This window comes from Mesotoga sp. Brook.08.105.5.1 (assembly GCF_002752635.1).
GTDB lineage: Bacteria > Thermotogota > Thermotogae > Petrotogales > Kosmotogaceae > Mesotoga.
In genome coordinates, this window is sequence record NZ_AYTW01000013.1 from 25,563 (window position 1) to 42,458 (window position 16,896).

At 46.1% G+C, this 16,896-nt stretch carries 16 protein-coding genes and 1 pseudogene; 10 read left to right on the forward strand and 7 right to left on the reverse strand.

What is annotated here, in order from left to right; genetic code table 11:
* Window positions 1–225 precede the first annotated feature (225 nt).
* Window positions 226–1,617: an MATE family efflux transporter gene (locus V512_RS06155; protein ID WP_099829576.1), complete on the forward strand. Its 1,392-nt coding sequence runs from the start codon at window positions 226–228 to the stop codon at window positions 1,615–1,617.
* On the opposite strand, the gene V512_RS06160 is transcribed toward V512_RS06155, so the two are convergent.
* The gene (locus V512_RS06160; protein ID WP_099829577.1) at window positions 1,614–2,519 is read right to left on the reverse strand and encodes an isoaspartyl peptidase/L-asparaginase family protein; all 906 of its coding nucleotides are present in this window, start codon (window positions 2,517–2,519) and stop codon (window positions 1,614–1,616) included. The genes V512_RS06155 and V512_RS06160 overlap by 4 nt on opposite strands.
* 158 nt (window positions 2,520–2,677) lie before the next feature.
* The gene (locus tag V512_RS06165) at window positions 2,678–3,544 is read right to left on the reverse strand and encodes a MurR/RpiR family transcriptional regulator (protein WP_099829578.1); all 867 of its coding nucleotides are present in this window, start codon (window positions 3,542–3,544) and stop codon (window positions 2,678–2,680) included.
* 282 nt (window positions 3,545–3,826) lie between these two features.
* On the opposite strand from V512_RS06165, the gene V512_RS06170 reads away from it, so the two are divergent.
* The 4 genes from V512_RS06170 to V512_RS06185 are packed head-to-tail and all read left to right on the forward strand — an operon-like array spanning window position 3,827 to window position 8,579.
* Window positions 3,827–4,807: an ABC transporter substrate-binding protein gene (locus V512_RS06170; RefSeq protein ID WP_099829579.1), complete on the forward strand. Its 981-nt coding sequence runs from the start codon at window positions 3,827–3,829 to the stop codon at window positions 4,805–4,807.
* A gap of 59 nt (window positions 4,808–4,866) precedes the next feature.
* A complete protein-coding gene (locus V512_RS06175; RefSeq protein WP_099829580.1) occupies window positions 4,867–6,561 on the forward strand; it encodes an iron ABC transporter permease in 1,695 nt (564 codons plus the stop codon).
* A 4-nt stretch (window positions 6,562–6,565) separates the two neighbouring features.
* Window positions 6,566–7,645, forward strand: coding sequence for an ABC transporter ATP-binding protein (locus V512_RS06180; protein WP_099829581.1), 1,080 nt, complete (start codon window positions 6,566–6,568; stop codon window positions 7,643–7,645).
* 1 nt (window position 7,646) lies between these two features.
* Window positions 7,647–8,579: a hypothetical protein gene (locus V512_RS06185; protein ID WP_099829582.1), complete on the forward strand. Its 933-nt coding sequence runs from the start codon at window positions 7,647–7,649 to the stop codon at window positions 8,577–8,579.
* A 233-nt stretch (window positions 8,580–8,812) separates the two neighbouring features.
* On the opposite strand, the gene V512_RS06190 is transcribed toward V512_RS06185, so the two are convergent.
* Both V512_RS06190 and V512_RS06195 read right to left on the reverse strand, forming a co-directional pair.
* Window positions 8,813–11,971 carry a PAS domain S-box protein gene (locus tag V512_RS06190; RefSeq protein ID WP_099829583.1) on the reverse strand — a complete coding sequence of 1,053 codons (3,159 nt, stop codon included), beginning with the start codon at window positions 11,969–11,971 and terminating at the stop codon, window positions 8,813–8,815.
* A gap of 151 nt (window positions 11,972–12,122) precedes the next feature.
* Entirely contained in the window at window positions 12,123–12,758 is a 636-nt protein-coding gene (locus V512_RS06195; protein ID WP_099829584.1) for a 4Fe-4S binding protein, read from the reverse strand.
* A 142-nt stretch (window positions 12,759–12,900) separates the two neighbouring features.
* On the opposite strand from V512_RS06195, the gene V512_RS06200 reads away from it, so the two are divergent.
* On the forward strand, window positions 12,901–13,680 hold the full coding sequence (locus V512_RS06200) for a GNAT family N-acetyltransferase (RefSeq protein ID WP_099829585.1): 780 nt from the start codon (window positions 12,901–12,903) through the stop codon (window positions 13,678–13,680).
* Between the two features lie 232 nt (window positions 13,681–13,912).
* Here V512_RS06200 and V512_RS06205 read toward each other — a convergent pair whose 3' ends face one another.
* Complete coding sequence (locus V512_RS06205; protein WP_099829586.1) at window positions 13,913–14,152, reverse strand: hypothetical protein; 240 nt, start codon at window positions 14,150–14,152, stop codon at window positions 13,913–13,915.
* Window positions 14,153–14,278: 126 nt separating this feature from the next.
* On the opposite strand from V512_RS06205, the gene V512_RS06210 reads away from it, so the two are divergent.
* From V512_RS06210 to V512_RS06220, 4 genes and pseudogenes are all read left to right on the forward strand, one after another.
* Window positions 14,279–14,692 carry a nuclear transport factor 2 family protein gene (locus V512_RS06210; RefSeq protein WP_099829587.1) on the forward strand — a complete coding sequence of 138 codons (414 nt, stop codon included), beginning with the start codon at window positions 14,279–14,281 and terminating at the stop codon, window positions 14,690–14,692.
* A gap of 219 nt (window positions 14,693–14,911) precedes the next feature.
* Window positions 14,912–15,493 (forward strand): annotated as a pseudogene (locus V512_RS14955) (MFS transporter).
* 6 nt (window positions 15,494–15,499) lie between these two features.
* On the forward strand, window positions 15,500–16,072 hold the full coding sequence (locus V512_RS14960) for an MFS transporter (RefSeq protein WP_243392283.1): 573 nt from the start codon (window positions 15,500–15,502) through the stop codon (window positions 16,070–16,072).
* On the forward strand, window positions 16,047–16,397 hold the full coding sequence (locus tag V512_RS06220) for a hypothetical protein (RefSeq protein WP_099829588.1): 351 nt from the start codon (window positions 16,047–16,049) through the stop codon (window positions 16,395–16,397). Before V512_RS14960 ends, V512_RS06220 begins: the two co-directional genes overlap by 26 nt.
* On the opposite strand, the gene V512_RS06225 is transcribed toward V512_RS06220, so the two are convergent.
* A complete protein-coding gene (locus V512_RS06225; RefSeq protein ID WP_099829589.1) occupies window positions 16,394–16,675 on the reverse strand; it encodes a metal-sensing transcriptional repressor in 282 nt (93 codons plus the stop codon). The genes V512_RS06220 and V512_RS06225 overlap by 4 nt on opposite strands.
* Window positions 16,676–16,677: 2 nt before the next feature.
* A complete protein-coding gene (locus V512_RS06230; RefSeq protein ID WP_099829590.1) occupies window positions 16,678–16,884 on the reverse strand; it encodes a heavy-metal-associated domain-containing protein in 207 nt (68 codons plus the stop codon).
* Window positions 16,885–16,896 lie beyond the last annotated feature (12 nt).

The following is a 16,896-nucleotide window of genomic DNA, read 5'->3' on the forward strand; positions in this document are numbered from 1 at the left end:
CTTTATGTAAGGACGATATATGCCCATCGGTCTTTTCCTATCGCGACAAGAGTATATAACCCTAATAGGCAACTGAAAGGGTACATTTGCTTCTAAGTTAAGGGGAACACTTCACAAGAAACCCGGCAAATAGGATTCGTTAGCTATATGTTCCTTGCATGCCTGCCAACTGGACTCGATTAGTGTATTATGATAGCAGGTCGTCTCTGAAATGGAGGGTTTTGCTTGAGATTCAGAAGTTCCCAAGAAAGAGCGAGAGCAATGGGGACGATGAAGATCCCTTCGCTTCTCATAGGTCTTTCGATCCCTTCAATAATTGCAATGTTGACAAATGCTATCTACAATCTAGTCGATACTTTCTTCATTGGGCGGATAGGCACAAGCGCCGTAGGCGCAGTTGCAGTCGCTTTTCCGATATTCAATCTGATTGGAGCCGTTGGTCTGACTTATGGCGTGGGAGCGGCTTCGTATGTCTCGCGTTTGCTTGGCGCAGGAGATAAGCAACAGGCCGACAAAGCGGCATCTACGGCTCTATTTACGAGTCTGGCGACCGGGATAGTCTTTACATTCCTTGGATTGATATTCTTGGACCCGCTCCTGGCTGCTTTTGGCGCAACTGAGACAATAATGGAATATGCTAGGGAATACACAATGATAATCATTATGGGATCGATCTTCACCATGATGAATATGACCATGAACAACCTAGTTAGAGCGGAGGGTAACGCCAAGAGATTCATGGTTGCCATGGTATCGGGAGCTCTACTGAATGTCGCTCTCGATCCGGTTTTCATATTTGGCCTTGGAATGGGAATAACTGGGGCGGCCGTCGCAACTGTAATCTCTCAGTCTGTTTCGACGATTATAATCCTCGAGTACTTCGTTCGTAGGAAGAGTTACACAAACCTATCTATCAGGCTATATCGGTTTTCGCTTCACATATACTCCGAGATCTTCAAGATCGGATTGCCAACCTTTTTGAGGCAGTCTCTGTCGAGCTTCTCTGTTGCTCTTCTTAACAATGCTGCAGGGACTTACGGAGATCACGCCGTTGCGGCCGTTGGGATAACCATGAGAGTGCTCATGCTTGGAATGATGGTCCTATTTGGCCATGGTCAAGCTTTTCAGCCAGTTGCCGGCTATAACTATGGTGCAAGAAAATTCTTGAGAGTGTTCGAGGCTCTCAAGTTTTCGATAATCGTCACTACTGTATTTGCGACACTTTTCGCGATTGTAGGGATGGTCATTCCCGCTTCAATAGTGAGCGTATTCAGCAACGATCCCGAAGTGATAGATGTAGGCTCAAGAGCTTTGAGGGCGGTGAGTATTTTCTTCCCGACATTCGGCTTCGTGATAACCTTCACGGTTTTGTTCCAGGCACTTGGAAAAGGTTTCGCGGCTGGCTTGCTTTCGATGTCGAAGCAGGGGTTCTTCTTGATTCCCGCAGTTATTGTCTTGCCAAGATTTTTCGGACTCAACGGAGTGATTTATTCTCAAACAGTTGCAGATTTCTTTACACTTTTCATTGCGGCTATTCTTGCATTCATGATCGTTAGAAAACTCAAGTCGCAGAGTAGAGAGCTTCCCGTGGAAGAACAGGGGGCTAGTTACACCTAGAAGATTACAGGTGAATTCCCTTCTCTTATGAAGGCCCAAGACATATCTTTGGCAGTGTGACCAATTCCGATGTTCCCATATCTGTCGATCGCTATGAGTCCACATTCACAGTTGAAGTATCTGGCTCTCTCGAGAGCGATGTCTACGGATTTTTGAGCGGGATATTGTTCCATGAAGAAGGCGACCAGCCTGCTCAGTGTGAGCTTCATGATCTTTTCTCCATGACCCGTTGCGGAGACTGCACCGAATGAGTCCGCATAGGTTCCTGCTCCCAAAATGGGGCTATCGCCCACTCTACCGAAACTTTTCATCATCATTCCGCCCGTGGATGTTCCGGCGACCATTCTTCCGTGGTCGTCTAGTGCGACCGCACCGCAGGTAGAGTGATATTTCTCGGCTTGTTTTGCCAGCTTGACGCTCTTTCCAAATCTAGTCTTCTCGCCTCTGGCGATTTTTTCAAGTTCTTCTTTCCACTGAAGGTGTCTTTTCGGAACGATCAGGTCATCTTCCCTAGGAAACCCTAGAACTGTAACGAATTCCTCCAGTTCGGCTCCGGCAAGCAAAACATGATCGGTTTGCTCCATGACGGCCCGTGCCACCGTTATGGGATGGAGAATTCTCTTAAGTCCGGAAATCGCCCCCGCATTTAGGTTGTTGTCCATTATCGCAGCATCCATTTCTATATCGCCGCGATAAGTAAGTGCCGATCCCCTGCCACAGTTAAAGGTGGGATCTTCTTCCATCACGGACACAGCGGTAACAACGGCTTCTTCTGCGTTGTTCATCTTCTGAAGAGTTGAGAATCCTTGCTTGACAGCCTCTTCGACTCCTCTTCTGTGTTCATCGGCGTCTATTACGCTACTAAAACTTCCGGTACCGCCGTGTACAATGATGGCCTTCATGCAAACACCTCGTTTCAAGCAATAGAATCTTCCTTGATGAAAACAAGAACACTCCTCTTTAAAAAGCAATTCAGATGCCGCGGTGGGCTAAGTCAATTCCCCTCTTCGATTCCTTTTTTCTTTTCACAAATTAGAGCCTTCACAAACAAGCGATGAAACTACTTGCTCTTTCCTTCAGTACTTATTGCCTTGTAACCTCTCTCCTCTACCTCAAACAACCTTCTCATCTCCTCCATGCCGGTCTTCTTCTCGCTTAGAATGATGAAGTTCCCTATCATTTCCACTACTGCAACGGGTCCGACGAAGGAATTGCCAAACAGAAGTGAGTTGTTCTCGCACAAAATCGACGAATAGGCTTTTGAATAGACCGGACAGTCAATGGAATCTGTAACGAGCAGAGTTCTTGCGGTTCTTTCACGTGCAAAGTCGATCATGTATTCCACTTCTTTTGAGTATGGAGGAAAGGTCATAACTATCAGAGCGTCATTTCTTTCCATAAGCTTTATTTTGAAGGAAAAGTCGGAGACCGATCCCGACAACAACCAGGTCGGCTTCCGCTGGAGAACGGAGATTGTGTACCGCATCAACGAAACCACGTGTCTTGTAGCGCCAAAGCCCCCGAAATAGATGTTCCTGGCTGTCCTTATAGTGTCTACCCATTTGTGAAGCTCTTCTTCTCTGATCCCGTGCAGAGTGTTTTTGAGATTGTTGATCTCATTCTGTCTTAGCAATTTCAACTGGTTTTCCACCGGAGCCATGTCAAGTTCTGTCGTTGCGATCTTTTCATACGGAGATAGCCTTCTTCTAAGTTCGCGCTGGATAGCCTTTTTCAGTTCATTGAATCCCGAGAAACCGAGACGCCTAGAGAATCTCACTACAGATGCCTTGCTAGCGCAGGCCATAGAGCTGAGTTCTTCAATGGACATGAATCCCACTTGCGAGTATTCTTTGAGAATACAGGTTGCTATCCTTTTGTAAGCTGGCGATAAACCATCTTTAATTTTCGCTATTTCTTCGGATACCATTGTTATCAACCTTTCGGGAAGGAATTAGTTAATCACTTATTTTATGAAACTATCTTTTCACAATAATAGCATAGTGAAACTATATTTTCATAACTGCATTCGCTGATTTTTGGAAAAAACTGAGATGATCGGTGAACTGTCAAAGCTTGATCTCGATGCTCAATTTCGTGAGTGATGATTTGGTAGATTTGATGTGATCAAGGTCTGTAGGAATTAGTTTGGAAACATTCTACTTAGCAGTTCAGATGATAGAATATAGCTACACTAATAGGAGGTGGATTTATGAAGCGAGTTCTTATCCTTACGATCTTTCTGATGTTAGTAGCAGCGGCCTTTTCAAACCTGGTGGTTTATTCCAGTGTGGATGAGGCAAATGCAAGGAAGATATTGAACGCATTTGTAGAGGAGACCGGAGTCAAGGTAGATTTCGTATTTCTTTCATCCGGGCCGGCGCTTGCACGAATCGAAGCAGAATCAAACAATCCACAGGCAGATGTTTGGTTTGGGGCTCCTTTGGAAAATCACATTATTGCAAAGGAAAGGGGACTTACGCAGCCTTATAAGACACTGAGCGTGTACGGTGTATCTCCAGAATTCTATGATGTTGAGGGCTATTATCACCCGATTTACATGAATCCTCTTGGCGTTGGAGTGAACACTTCAGTTATTGAGCAGATCAAAGCTTCTGTACCGGAAACATGGGAAGATCTCCTTGATTCTTCATACAGGAGAATGATACAATATCCAAATCCACAGTCTTCAGGAACTGCATACAGTCTGATAACTGGTCTCGTGAAGATTTACGGTGAAGACGGGGCTTTCGAGTATCTGAAAAACCTCGCTCCAAACATCCAGACCTACACACAGAGCGGAACTGGACCCTCCAAGGCCGTCGGCCCCGGTCAGGTTGCGCTTGGAATTCAGTTCACCCCTGCTTTCTTCCAGTTCATGGAACAGGGATATCCCGTCACCGTGGTTTTCCCTAAGGAGGGCGTACCATACGAAGTGGCATCCGTTTCGATTCTAAAGGGTGCCAGGAATCTCACCGATGCCCAGAAGTTAATTGACTGGGTTGTGTCAAAAGCCGGTCAGCAGCAGGTGGTTGATCAAAAAACCTTCTTCTACCCGATCAGGCCAGATGTTGACTTCGGCAGTCTGCAGCCTCTTTCGACCATTAACCTTGTTTCAGTAGATCCATCCTGGGCTGCAGAAAACAAGACCAGACTTATCGAAAGATGGATTAACGAAGTGCTTCCATACTAACGATCACTTAGATTTGCTTTGAGGGGGAGAAATCCCCCTTTTTAATAGGAGGTCGTCCTGTGGCTATAAGGGGAGAAGAAGCAAAAAATAGGTTTCTGAATCTTCTTAGGGATCCAGTTCTGCTTTTGATAATACTCCTGATATTCGCTGCCCTGGCAATATTCATTGTCTATCCCCTATTCAGGGTTTTCGCGGTCAGTATGACCGACAAGGAGGGCGGATTTGACCTGAGCGCGTACAGCCACGCCTTCTCGAATCGATACCTGAGGCAGGGCTTCTTCAACAGCCTTTTGGTGGCTGGCCTTACGGCAATATTCGGAATGCTTGTCGGGTATCTGTTTGCTTACACTCTTAACAGAACGGATATTCCGCTGAAGGGCTTTTTCAGAACCGTTGCCGTTCTGCCGATAGTCTTTCCACCGTTTATTGGCGCACTTTCTATCATAATGCTATTCGGATTCAACGGGATCATTACCGCCGGGATATTCGGGATCAGGAATTTCCCGGTGTACGGTTTATGGGGTCTCATGATGGCCCAGGTGGTCTGCTTTTTTCCGGTTGCCTTCATCACATTGGACGGCGTTATAGGAACTATCAGTCCGACACTTGAGGATGCCGCCTTCAATCTCGGTGCCAATCGATGGCAGGCTTTCAGAAAGGTAATTCTTCCGATGTCGGTTCCGGGTATTGCCAGCACAATGCTCGTTCTATTCATAGAATCACTCGCCGACTTTGGAAATCCTTTGATTCTTGCAGGCAGCAAATTTCCCGTGCTCTCAGTTCAGGCATACCTGCAAATAACCGGAATGTTTGATACTAGAGGGGGCGCTGCCCTCGCGGTCTGGTTGCTATTCCCTTCCATAGTGGCATTCGTAATCCAGAAGTACTGGGTGGGGAAGAAGAAGTACGTCACGGTTACAGGGAAACCGACGACTTCCGTCCTGAAAAGCGTCAGTAAACCGGTGAAATGGATTCTATTCTCCCTATGTATGTTAATTGCGGTCTTCACGCTGACTATTTATGCAACTATATTCTGGGGAGCTTTCGTTAAGGCGTGGGGGATGAACAACACCTTCACCCTCGAGAATTTCAGATACGTCTTTGATGTTGGACTGGAAGCAATCAAGGACACTCTCATTATTGCTTTCACATCCACGCCGATATCTGCCGTTCTTGGCATGATAATCGCGTTTCTTCTGGTTCGTAAAGTCTTTCCCGGAAGAAGAGTAATGGAATTCACTTCAATGCTAAGTTTCGCAGTTCCGGGAACAGTAATCGGAATAGGTTATATTCTTGCATTCAACAAGCCTCCGTTGCTGCTGACTGGTACTTTGGCAATACTCGTTCTCAATTTCGTCTTCAGATATATACCCGTTGGAATACAGTCGGGTGTTGCTTTGCTCAACCAGGTAGATCCTGCGATCGAAGAGGCGGCATATACACTTGGAGCAGATAACAGGCAGGTTTTCAGGAAAGTGACGCTGCCCCTTATTATGCCGGCCTTCTTCTCCGCTCTAGTCTTTGCCTTTGTAAGGGCGATGACTGCAATCAGCGCGGCGATATTTCTTGTTTCGGCCAGATGGAACCTGATAACAGTTCAGATACTGAGTCAGAGTGATTCCGGACGTCTATCGGAAGCATGTGCCTTTTCTGTGCTGTTGATCGGTATGATTATGAGCTTCATTCTTATATTGAAGATCTTCCTGAAGAACAAAATTAGTCTATCCAGCGGTGGAACGGCGGGACAGGGGTGATTACATGAGTCTGATTCTGAGAAATGTTAGAAAAGTCTTCACGAGTTATGGTACACAAACAGTCGCCGTTGACGACTTCGATCAAGAAATCGGGAAGGGGCAGCTTGTAACACTCCTGGGTCCTTCGGGATGTGGAAAGACGACCACATTGAGAATCATTGCCGGGTTCGAAGTTCCGACAAATGGTCGAGTTTTGCTGGATGGAAAGGACGTCACAAACCTGCCTCCCAATAGGAGGAGCATTTCGATGGTCTTCCAGAGTTACGCTCTCTTCCCTCACCTAACTGTGGAGGAGAATATCGCTTTTGGTCTGAAGCTGAAGAGACTTGATAAGAAAACCATGAAGAAAAAGATACGGGAGATGACAGACCTGGTGGGTCTTAAGGGTCTTGAAAAGAGACGGCCCGATCAACTGTCCGGCGGTCAACAGCAGAGAGTTGCATTGGCGAGAAGCCTTGTTATGGAGCCGAGCGTTCTTCTTTTTGATGAGCCGCTCTCGAATCTCGATGCGAAATTAAGGGAATCGATGAGGCTCGAAATCCGTCGAATACAGCAAGAGGTTGACATCACCAGTGTGTACGTTACTCACGACCAGGTAGAGGCGATGAGTATTTCCGATGTCATTGTGGTAATGAACGACGGAAAAGTAATGCAAATAGGAAGTCCGTTTGATATCTACGCCAGACCACAGAACAGTTTTGTAGCAGACTTCATCGGACGGGTCAATTTCATCGACGGGGAAGTGGAATCTGTCGACGGCGACTCAGTGACCGTGTTGTGCAGCTCTCTGGGAAAGAGGTTTGTAGGCAGTAAGGGAGGTGAATTCGCTGTCGGAGACAGTGTTAGGATAGTATTGAGACCGGAATCCCTTTCTGACAGGGAAGAAGACAAGATCAATATTCTTAATGGGAAGGTCTTGAAGTATGTCTTCCTCGGATCGAATGTTGAATATGAGATAGAGCTTCCGGATGGAAAGAGGTTGAACGCAGTGACTTTCAACCCAATTGAAAGAAAGTTTCCCGTTGTAGGCAAGGAAACCGAACTTTTCTTCTCAAAGAAAAGTGCATGGGTCATAAAGAGCTGATATGGATGGTCATGATGTTCTGACCTATTACTGTCTGGATAGGTGCAAGGGCTTTCTCTCTGAGAAAGTAGAGGTTACGCCTTATACTTATGAAGAAGAAGACCCAGGCCCTTACAGTCTTTCAGAGAGAGGCTTCGAAGATTATCTGGGGCGACAGTACCTTTCCGATTCGGACGAAGAGCTGCGGTTGGATTTCTTCGAGAATTCGTTGCCGATCGAGGGCAAAGCCCCCGCCTGGCAGATAATGACCGTCTACTCTTATGAACCTGATTTTGGAATGGATAGAGACCTAAAGCTCTCTCCACTGCAAAGGTTTATGGGAAGCAGCGGAATGTGGCGACATGAAGAGTATCACATCATACTTCGCTTTGGCGAAGTGACAAAGAGATTTCTTCATTTCGATCAAATGAGCGAACTAGCTATGCAAAAGGGTGACAGGTACTGGGCTCTGAGATTTGCGGCCAGAGCAATTCACTATCTTGAAGACTGCGGAACCCCGTACCACACCTCTCCGGGGACCCTCTTCGAAGTACTCAAGATTCCTTTTCTTTACAAGAGGCAGTTCAAGAAGATAAGCACATTCCACAAATTCCACGACAGGTACTTAGGCTACCGGCTTTGGAGAGAGTACGGTACGTACATTGAAGAGATCAAGACCGCGGAGCCCAACGATCCAAAATCCCTAGAAGTCGTGGCTAAAACAACGAGAAGGGAAGCATTGCGGCTTCTTCCCGAGACCGAGCGATCAATCAAGACTTTGCTCGACGAGGACCCGCCGATGTTTTCCGGAATAGAGTGCTCAAAAGATTACTATGACATTCTGGTTGCTTGTAAAGATACAAGCGAACTTGACCGAATGAGCCGTAAAGTGCTGAAGAATACCTCTTCAGCTGTGAAGACATACCTGAAGCATCTTGACCAGAGGTTCTCTTAGAAGATCCTTCGGGGAAAGAGCCAAGGCACAGAAAAGCCTCTGGGGACGCAAAGCTGCCTTCGGCAAGAGGCGAGGCCGACTACGTCGGGAGGTGACGCTTCTGCGCAGGAAGTGATTCTGGAATAAAACTTCAGACGCAAGGCCGGCAAGAACGGCCAGGTCGGAATGCTGCCTTCGGCAGGTGGCGAGGAATCAACAACGAACAACTTCATTCTTGAGAGAGTATCAGAGCTTTAGGATTTGAACTCAAATCCCTCGTCGAAGACTTCTAGGCAGACATTAACGACCTTTCTGTCGTAATACTTGCCCGAGTTTTGGATTATCTCTTCAAGGGCCTTGTCCATTCCCAGCGAAGCTCTGTATGGTCTGTGTGAAGACATAGCTTCAACAACATCGGCTACGGCGATTATTCGGGCTTCAATTCTAATATCGTCTCCCTTAAGTCCTCGAGGGTAACCCGAGCCGTCAAGCCTTTCATGATGCTGGAACACTATTTCCGCTATAGGCCACGGGAAATAGACTCCCTTAAGTATTTCGTAACCCTTTGCAGAATGCTCTCTAACAAGGTGATACTCGAGATCGTTAAGTCTCACGGGCTTTGTCAGTATTTCTGTCGGTACCGCACTCTTTCCTATGTCGTGAAGCAACGCGGCAACTCGAATCGATTCGATAATGTCCTTGTATTCATCATTATCTGAATATAGTCTTCGGGCAATAGCAACTGAAAGCTCACTCACCCGTTTCTGATGGCCGGAAGTGTATGGATCTCTCGCCTCGACAAGAGATGACAGTGTGTTTATTAGTGATTCAAGGCTTCTTTGAACCGACTCCTCTGATCTCTTTCTTTCGGTAATATCTAGAACAATCGCGACGAATACACGCTCATATTCGTCTTCATGTAGTTGAAGTCTCACTTCCACGGGATAGGCAGTTCCGTCTTTTCTGACATGCTCGGTCTCAAAGACTTCATAGGACATCGGGTCTTTTTTGAGTCTGTTCAGAACTTCCTCAAAAACTCCTCTATCCATCTTGAGTTGCAGATCCAGAGGAGTCATTTTACGCAGTTCATCAAGAGTGTAACCCGAGTTTTCCGTAGCTCCTCTATTCGCTTGAAGGAAACGCAATGAGTCCGGGTCGAACAAATACATCTCATTGAACGAGAGATCTATGACACTCCCAAGCCTCTTAAGGGCCATTTCGGCAATCCTTCGACTTGTAATGTCCAGAGCGATAGCGGCGATCATCGGTTTGTCGCCTTCGGAAGGTATGGGGAATTTCTGTACATAGAGGATCTTCTCCTGACCGTCGGCAGCCATAATCCTTTCTTCCCTCACTATCTGTTCTCCATTCTGAGTTCGCAGGTCGTCGTCAAGTATATCTCTGCCTAGCTTTCCGGGGTAGTTTTCCTTCGGATCTCTTCCAATCCAGTCGTCCTTGAACCCGAACATCTTGCTTGCAAAATCGTTGAAGTATGTCATTCTCAAATTGCTGTCCGAAATGAATACCGCTCCGGGAAGTCTATCCATGAACAGAGAGAATCTTCTCTGGAGAAGTTTCTCGTTCTTCTCAAGCTTGAGCTTGTAGATTGCGTAAGAGATATCGTCGACTATTTCGGAGAAGAGCTCTCTTTCTTCCTTTGAAAGATAGAAACTTGCCTTAATGACAACTGCCATGGCCCCCATGCAGTTGTCAGCAACTCTTAAGCCTTTTGCAAACACCGCAAGATCACCGGAGTCGCTAAATGTCAAGCACTTCTCGTGGTATTCCTTACTTTCGATCGAAATAACGCCTTCCCTTTCCATTGCCTCTCTCAGCATGGGAGGAATATGACCTGATTCTAAACTGGATTCTATTTCCAGCAGTTGAGATCTGCTGAAGCCCGAGGCGGCCCAGCTTGAAAGGTCCCCATTATTGGTCAACAGAATCATGCATCTCTCAAACCCTCTGGAGCCGGTCATCAACTCGGCACTCTTCTTTATGAGATCATCGATATCATTTTCGGTAACGATCAGACGATTAACTCTTCTAATTGAGGAAAGAACTCCGCTCTGGTGTTCTAGCTGAGCTTCAATTCTCATTGATGAAATGCCGAATGAGATGTCTTCAGCAAGCTCCTCCAAGAGTCGAACTTCCTCGCTATCAAAAGCGTCTTCATACTCCGAGTAAATCACCAGGCTGCCTATTACCCTCTTATCGACTAAAAGAGGGATTGCAACCGAGGCTTTCAGCCCGTACTTCAAAACAGTGTCTTTCCAAGGCAGATAATCGGGGGAACGATCAATACTCCTGGTAATAATGGTCATTCCGGTCTTAATAGCTTTTCCTATGGCACTTCTGCTCAGTTCGCTTTCATCCCAGGTAATTGCAACTTCAAACGGATAGTCCTTTGCCTTTCCGCTGACGGCAACCGGGTCAAGAGTCTTTTCTCCGGGCCTCTTAAAAGCTACCCAGGCAAGCGGGAAATCTCCAATCTTGGCGACGATATCACAAAGTCCATTGAGAAGAGATGCTTCTTCCTTTGCATGAATTAAGAACTCATTTGCCCTGAACATCAGTGTTAGCAACTTGTTGAGCCTTTGGAGTCTCATTTCGGCCGCTCTGTGCTGTGTTAGATCCGTATGGATCCCGACCATTCTCAAGGGTTCGCCGCTACCGTTCCTCGATACTACCTTTCCACTGTCGAGAACCCAGACAGACGAGCCGTCCTTCCCAATAAGCCTATACTCCAGCTGATAATTGGGTGTCTTGCCTGTAAGGCATTTCTCCAGAAGAGACTCCACTTCAGCGAGATCTTCCGGATGAACTCTCTTCTTCCATTCCTCTACGCTACTGGAGATCTCTTCATCAGAGAAACCCAGCATCTCCTTCCATCTTCTTGAGAAGAAAACGTGACCGGTCTTGATATTCCAATCCCACACACCTTCTTCCGAGGCGTCTATTGCAAAAGTCAACCTTTCTAGACTGTCCTTCATATCGTCCTGAATCGAGATTCTCTCTAGGGTATTTGAAAGAACCGAAGTCGCGGATAAGAGTAGCTTCCTCTCTTCTTTCAGGAAAGGTTCATCTTTGAAGAGTGATTCGTTGATAAGCGATACACTTACCTCTCCCATCTTCTTTCCATTTACGACTATGTCGGAAGAGATCGCCCTTTCGTTCGACCAATTGTCTCCAGAATTCCAAATACTCCCGTTGAATTCGATTCTTATAGATACTTGATCGGTGAACCTGAATCCTTTGGGAAGCTGATCAATTAACAGACCGACCGCTTCATTTGCCGTCGAGGATCCGTGAAGCGCGCTGGAGATCTTGTAGATACAATCCAGTTCTTTCATTTGCTCCTGAAGAGCGAGGATGGATTTCGCCAGTTTGTCGCTACCTTCTTCAATCGTCACATAAACGCCTCGCTCTGCAGTAGTCTAGAATCATTCTAGCATTAAACAGCCAGGCAACAAAAGGTTATGATGACAACGAAAATAACCGTCCCGAAGAGTGCGGGACGATGAATAAGTGTTTGCAGAAAGCATCACTACTAAGGGTATTCAATCACTCGGATCTAGAGTATGTTATTGACAGTTTAGGACACTTTTCCTTGCACTTGAGGCAAACGAGGCACTCTGAATTGTCTATCTTCATTCCATCACTCTCTTTTTCTATGGCGCTAACGGGGCAGACCTTCTGGCAGATTCCGCAGGATACGCATGAAGGTTTGTCAATCTTCATACCGAAAAACGGTTTCTTCGAGAAAAACGTTAGTAGCGTCCCAAAGGGACACATGTACCTGTGCCAGAACTCCTCCTCAAATATCAGAGTAACCAATACCGAAAACACTGTGATGTAAAGAAGGAGATTGATCTTGATTTTGAAAACCCTAACCGCAATCATAAGCACCACAAAGAGTATCAGAATCGTCCATCTGAATACGCCGTTCTTGAATATCGCCGGCGTTCTTAGCCTCTTCAGCCTCAATTTCGCATACAACCAGTCTATTGGTCTGAACAGGGTCTCCATGGGGCAGATCCATCCACAATAGACTCTCCCCAGAAAGAGAGCTCCCAGAAGTCCAACGCCGAATATCAAGAACCATCTCTGCAAATCCCTGTTTCGCAGCAAGAATACGAAGAGAGCGAGAAAAAGGACCTCCACGATAACTCTTAGTGTTGCAGCTTTTTTGCTAGACATAATCATCTCTCCTTTCATTCAGAGTCTATAGCAAACAGAGAGTCAAGTACGTGACATAAGTCACGAACTCGGTATTGTCAGTCGAAATCGAATTCAAGCTGGTATAGTCTTCTATATATCCGTAAATGCGGGGGGTGTTTCTTTGAAGAAGATCGAAGGAAGTGAATGGAAGAGACTCCTTCCTTTTCTGTACAGAAACAAGGAGTTCAACATGTTCATTATTGGAGATATCGAGAATACGAGTTCCGATTCAGAGCATATGGAGATATTCCTCGATGGAGATCTAGACGACCCGAAAGGTGTCCTCCTTCGTTACTACAAGTTCTTCATTCTAGCCGATTCCAGTAGAATGGATTTTCGAGAAGCTGCAGGTATCATAAAGAGGGATGTTCGGGCAATGATGCTTACCGGAAGCGTATACGGGATAGACAAAATGGTTCCGTATCTTAGTGGGATGTGTGAGGAAGAGGACGCTCTGCGTTTTGCCGTCATGAAGGAACCCAACCTTGTCGAGTCTGTATTTGAAGTGAGAAGAGCAACGATGAAGGATGCCGCAAAGCTTCTGGAATTTCTTTGCTCAGTAGAAGAGTTTCATGCTACGGAAGAAGAGTCTTTCATGGCTACACTTAGAGATGGAAGTACCCGTAGATATATAATAGAAGAAGATAGTGAGATCCTGGCTACGGCTGCCAGTACTTCCGAGAGTTGCGATATGGCGATGATCATTGCAGTTGCAACTAGGAAGGACCATAGAGGGCGAGGCCTGGCATCGGCAGTAGTATCCAGACTCTGCGGGGATCTCCTTGCCGAAGGAAAGACTCCCTGTCTGCTCTACGACAATCCTGATACGGGTAGAATCTACAATCGACTTGGATTCAGGGAGATCGGGGAGTTAAAGACGCTAAGATTTAAGAAACCATAGATTCATTTAGAAATCGATTACTAGACCTACTTGACCCATCGGGACGAAGCTGGTTTCTGGAGAAATGATTCTTTGAACTACGTTCAGGTTCAATCCTAGCTGGGATCCGGCCTTAAGTCCAGGTGAGATATTTCATTTCGTTTCCACAAGCACGCCCAGAACTGCTGCGAGACTAAACGATTCGGAGATGATCGCTTCCAGGCAACCTCTCATAAGCGCTGAAACTTCCATTCTATCCTTTCGTAGCATTATCGATGAGCAACTGTATCCCCCTGTGAAAGAAAAAGGCCAGGGGCTGCCGGTCCGAATATCGTGATCGGCGGTATGCTCCAAATCCAAAGCAAAGACCAGAATCCATCTCAAAGGACAGACCGAATATTGAGAGACCTTCAATCCCCATCCTCAACGTAAGCCCCGGAAGTAACGAAATGAAAAGGAGAATCGCAATAATCGAAGCGAGAACTTTCCGCATGATCCACCTCCCTTCTTCGGGAAGATTATATTGTTTTGTCTTTCATAAATAGCCTCATCTTGTACACAGATGATCGGCAGGTTGATGATAAAATCTTACTAGTGACAAAGAGTGAGGTGTGAGTTGATGGAGCATGGCAAGATATCGCCTAAGGAAGTAGTTGAGATCTTCTTTGACAGTTATAGAAATCACGATCTCGAGTCAATCGAATCGCTATGCTGTGCTGATATTACCTATGTGAATCCCGAAGGGCTCGTAAGTAATGGGAAGGGTGAGTTTCTTGAGCTTCTGGAAAAGGAGTTTGATTCATTTGGGGTTCTCTTTGAGCCGATATCTTGGGAAGTTACAGTTGAAAGAACCTCGTTCTGTTTTGTTTCATGGAAACGAGGTATGAAAATCGCAAGAAAAGCTGCATTCAGGAGAGTAGAGATATTCGGTTCGGCACTTGTTGTGAAAGCAGATGGCAAGTGGCAACTGATGCACTTCCAGCATGGCTTCACAAGTTCTTACTCCGGCCTTCTGAAAGCCAAGAAGAAGTGACTGCAATCTCACGGATCGCTTTTTCTCGCTAAGGATAGTACATCTAAGTGATTTTCGGCACTACGAACCGACTAAACAGATCTGCCCGGCAATTAGCATCATTTATCAGGAGGACAAATCTGTGGAAAACGACAGGAAAGCCTAACTCGTAGTCTTTAGTGGTTTGGGGTCAATTTGACTCTCGGGGTCCTTTATTCGTGGGGAATTATCTCAGCGGCCTTGATAGACGACTTCAACTGGACAGCAACGCAGACTCAGATTCCTTATATGCTTGCTTCAGCGGTCTTTGCTTTAAGCATGATTCCAGGAGGAAAGCTGCAGGATAGATTCGGTCCAAAGCCAGTTCTTTTCGTATCCTCACTTCTTGCGGGGATGGGTTTTATCTTCTCGGGGATGAATCTTACCGTAGCCGGGTTAACCTTCTTTTTCGGGTTCGTGTTCGGGCTTGCGATGGGATTTGGCTATTCGTAGCCAACACCGGTCGTGGTCAAGTGGTTTCATCCCGATCACAGAGGGCTGATATCAGGTATTGTTGTTAGCGGTTTTGGATTGGCACCTGTGTATATAGCGCCGCTGACTTCGAGCCTCATTGCTATGTTTGGACTGCCGACGGCTTTGGTGATTCTTGGTGTTCTCTTCTTTCTGATTCTGATTGTCTTTTCCTTCACCTTCCTAATCTCCAACCCTTCCGATGGTGTGGAAAAGGTAAAACTTAAGAAGAAGCCTAGAAGAACCCATAGGCTGGCGACAAAGGATTACTCATTGTCCGAAATGATGAAGACACCGCAGTTCTATATTTAGTGGACCATGTTCTTCTTTGGTACGTTTGCAGGACTGCTCATTATCGGTCAGATGTCGAAGATAGGGCTAGAGCAGGCATCAATTAGCAATGGATTTCTGCTGGTGGTTGTTTATGCGATTTTCAATTTCATTGGCCGGGTAACTTGGGGCACGATATCTGATTATATTGGAAGAACGGCCACCCTATTCACTATGTTTGCCATTCAGGCTCTCATATACTTCCTTTTCAGTTCATTCACCAACCCTGTTGCTCTGTTGATAGGGAAGAGCGTTGTGGGATTCACTTTTGGCGGAATGCTCGCAATCTTTCCGGTTGTAACTGCCGATTTCTACGGTGTGAAGAATCTTGGACTGAATTACGGGGTAATGATAACGGCCTGGGGTGTAGGTGGAGTCATCGGCCCTTTGCTAGGTGGGATTGCGCGCGACCTTACGGGTGGATACGGGATAAGTTACTTGGTCTCAGCGGTTCTGAGTGTTTTGGGTGCAGTGCTAAGTCTTATAATCAGACATCCAGAAGCAGAAGACCGCAAGGGACGTTTGGGGGAACCGGATGGTAAAACGGGTGGAAGCACTTGAGAAGATCAGGAAGACTCTGGCCGTCCTATCGGACGACGTTCAGTGGAAACTAGATGACATCGTCCTAACGATAGGAGATCTCATAGATGCGGAAAGAGAGATAAAGGTGGATTCTCTGAGAAAGATAGCAGCGATGAGTTCCCACAGGAGAAGACTTCTAAGCTATTACCTGATGGCTGTCGAAGAGAGAAATTCTTTTCTGAAGCAGAGAATTGAAGACTTATGGCAAGTAGAAGACAATGAGCTTCAGGAGGTTATCGAGGATCTTCAAGAACTGTTCAGAGATTCTCAAGACATGAAGAACGAACCTCCAGCTGGAGACTAGAGGCTCTTCTCTATATATTTCATGAGTGTTTCCAGCTCCGCTATCTTCTCTTCAATATTGCCGGAAACCACTGCTTCTCTTATGCAGGTTTCGATATGCTTGTTTACAACTGTTGTGTTTGCCTTTTTGAGGAGCGAGATGACAGCGAGAAGCTGAGTGGAAATATCTATGCAGTATCTCTCTTCTTCTATCATCTTGATTATGCCGTCTATCTGACCTCTGGCAGTCTTAAGAATCTTGAGAGCCCCGTCGTGTTTGTGATGAGAATGTGTATTCATAATTACTCTCTGATTCCCCTAAATGAATAACCTGCATCTTCAATACTCTCTCTCAAGCGGTTCTCTTCAATATTCTTGGTTGTGAAGATTTCTGCGATTCCTTCATCAATGTCTACCACTGCGTCCTCCACGCCTTCCACAGACTTCAACGCTCTTTCCACTCGCATTTTGCAGTGATTACAGCTCATTCCTCCAATTTCAAGCTTCATAGTATTCCTCCT

Bases quoted from the DNA above. Each gene is read 5' to 3' on its own strand.
- V512_RS06160 (WP_099829577.1), bottom strand. From the start codon at position 2,519: ATGAAGGCCATCATTGTACACGGCGGTACCGGAAGTTTTAGTAGCGTA.
- V512_RS06165 (WP_099829578.1), bottom strand. From the start codon at position 3,544: ATGGTATCCGAAGAAATAGCGAAAATTAAAGATGGTTTATCGCCAGCT.
- V512_RS06170 (WP_099829579.1), top strand. From the start codon at position 3,827: ATGAAGCGAGTTCTTATCCTTACGATCTTTCTGATGTTAGTAGCAGCG.
- V512_RS06180 (WP_099829581.1), top strand. From the start codon at position 6,566: ATGAGTCTGATTCTGAGAAATGTTAGAAAAGTCTTCACGAGTTATGGT.
- V512_RS06185 (WP_099829582.1), top strand. From the start codon at position 7,647: ATGGATGGTCATGATGTTCTGACCTATTACTGTCTGGATAGGTGCAAG.
- V512_RS06195 (WP_099829584.1), bottom strand. From the start codon at position 12,758: ATGTCTAGCAAAAAAGCTGCAACACTAAGAGTTATCGTGGAGGTCCTT.
- V512_RS06205 (WP_099829586.1), bottom strand. From the start codon at position 14,152: ATGCGGAAAGTTCTCGCTTCGATTATTGCGATTCTCCTTTTCATTTCG.
- V512_RS06210 (WP_099829587.1), top strand. From the start codon at position 14,279: ATGGAGCATGGCAAGATATCGCCTAAGGAAGTAGTTGAGATCTTCTTT.
- V512_RS14960 (WP_243392283.1), top strand. From the start codon at position 15,500: ATGTTCTTCTTTGGTACGTTTGCAGGACTGCTCATTATCGGTCAGATG.
- V512_RS06220 (WP_099829588.1), top strand. From the start codon at position 16,047: ATGGTAAAACGGGTGGAAGCACTTGAGAAGATCAGGAAGACTCTGGCC.
- V512_RS06225 (WP_099829589.1), bottom strand. From the start codon at position 16,675: ATGAATACACATTCTCATCACAAACACGACGGGGCTCTCAAGATTCTT.
- V512_RS06230 (WP_099829590.1), bottom strand. From the start codon at position 16,884: ATGAAGCTTGAAATTGGAGGAATGAGCTGTAATCACTGCAAAATGCGA.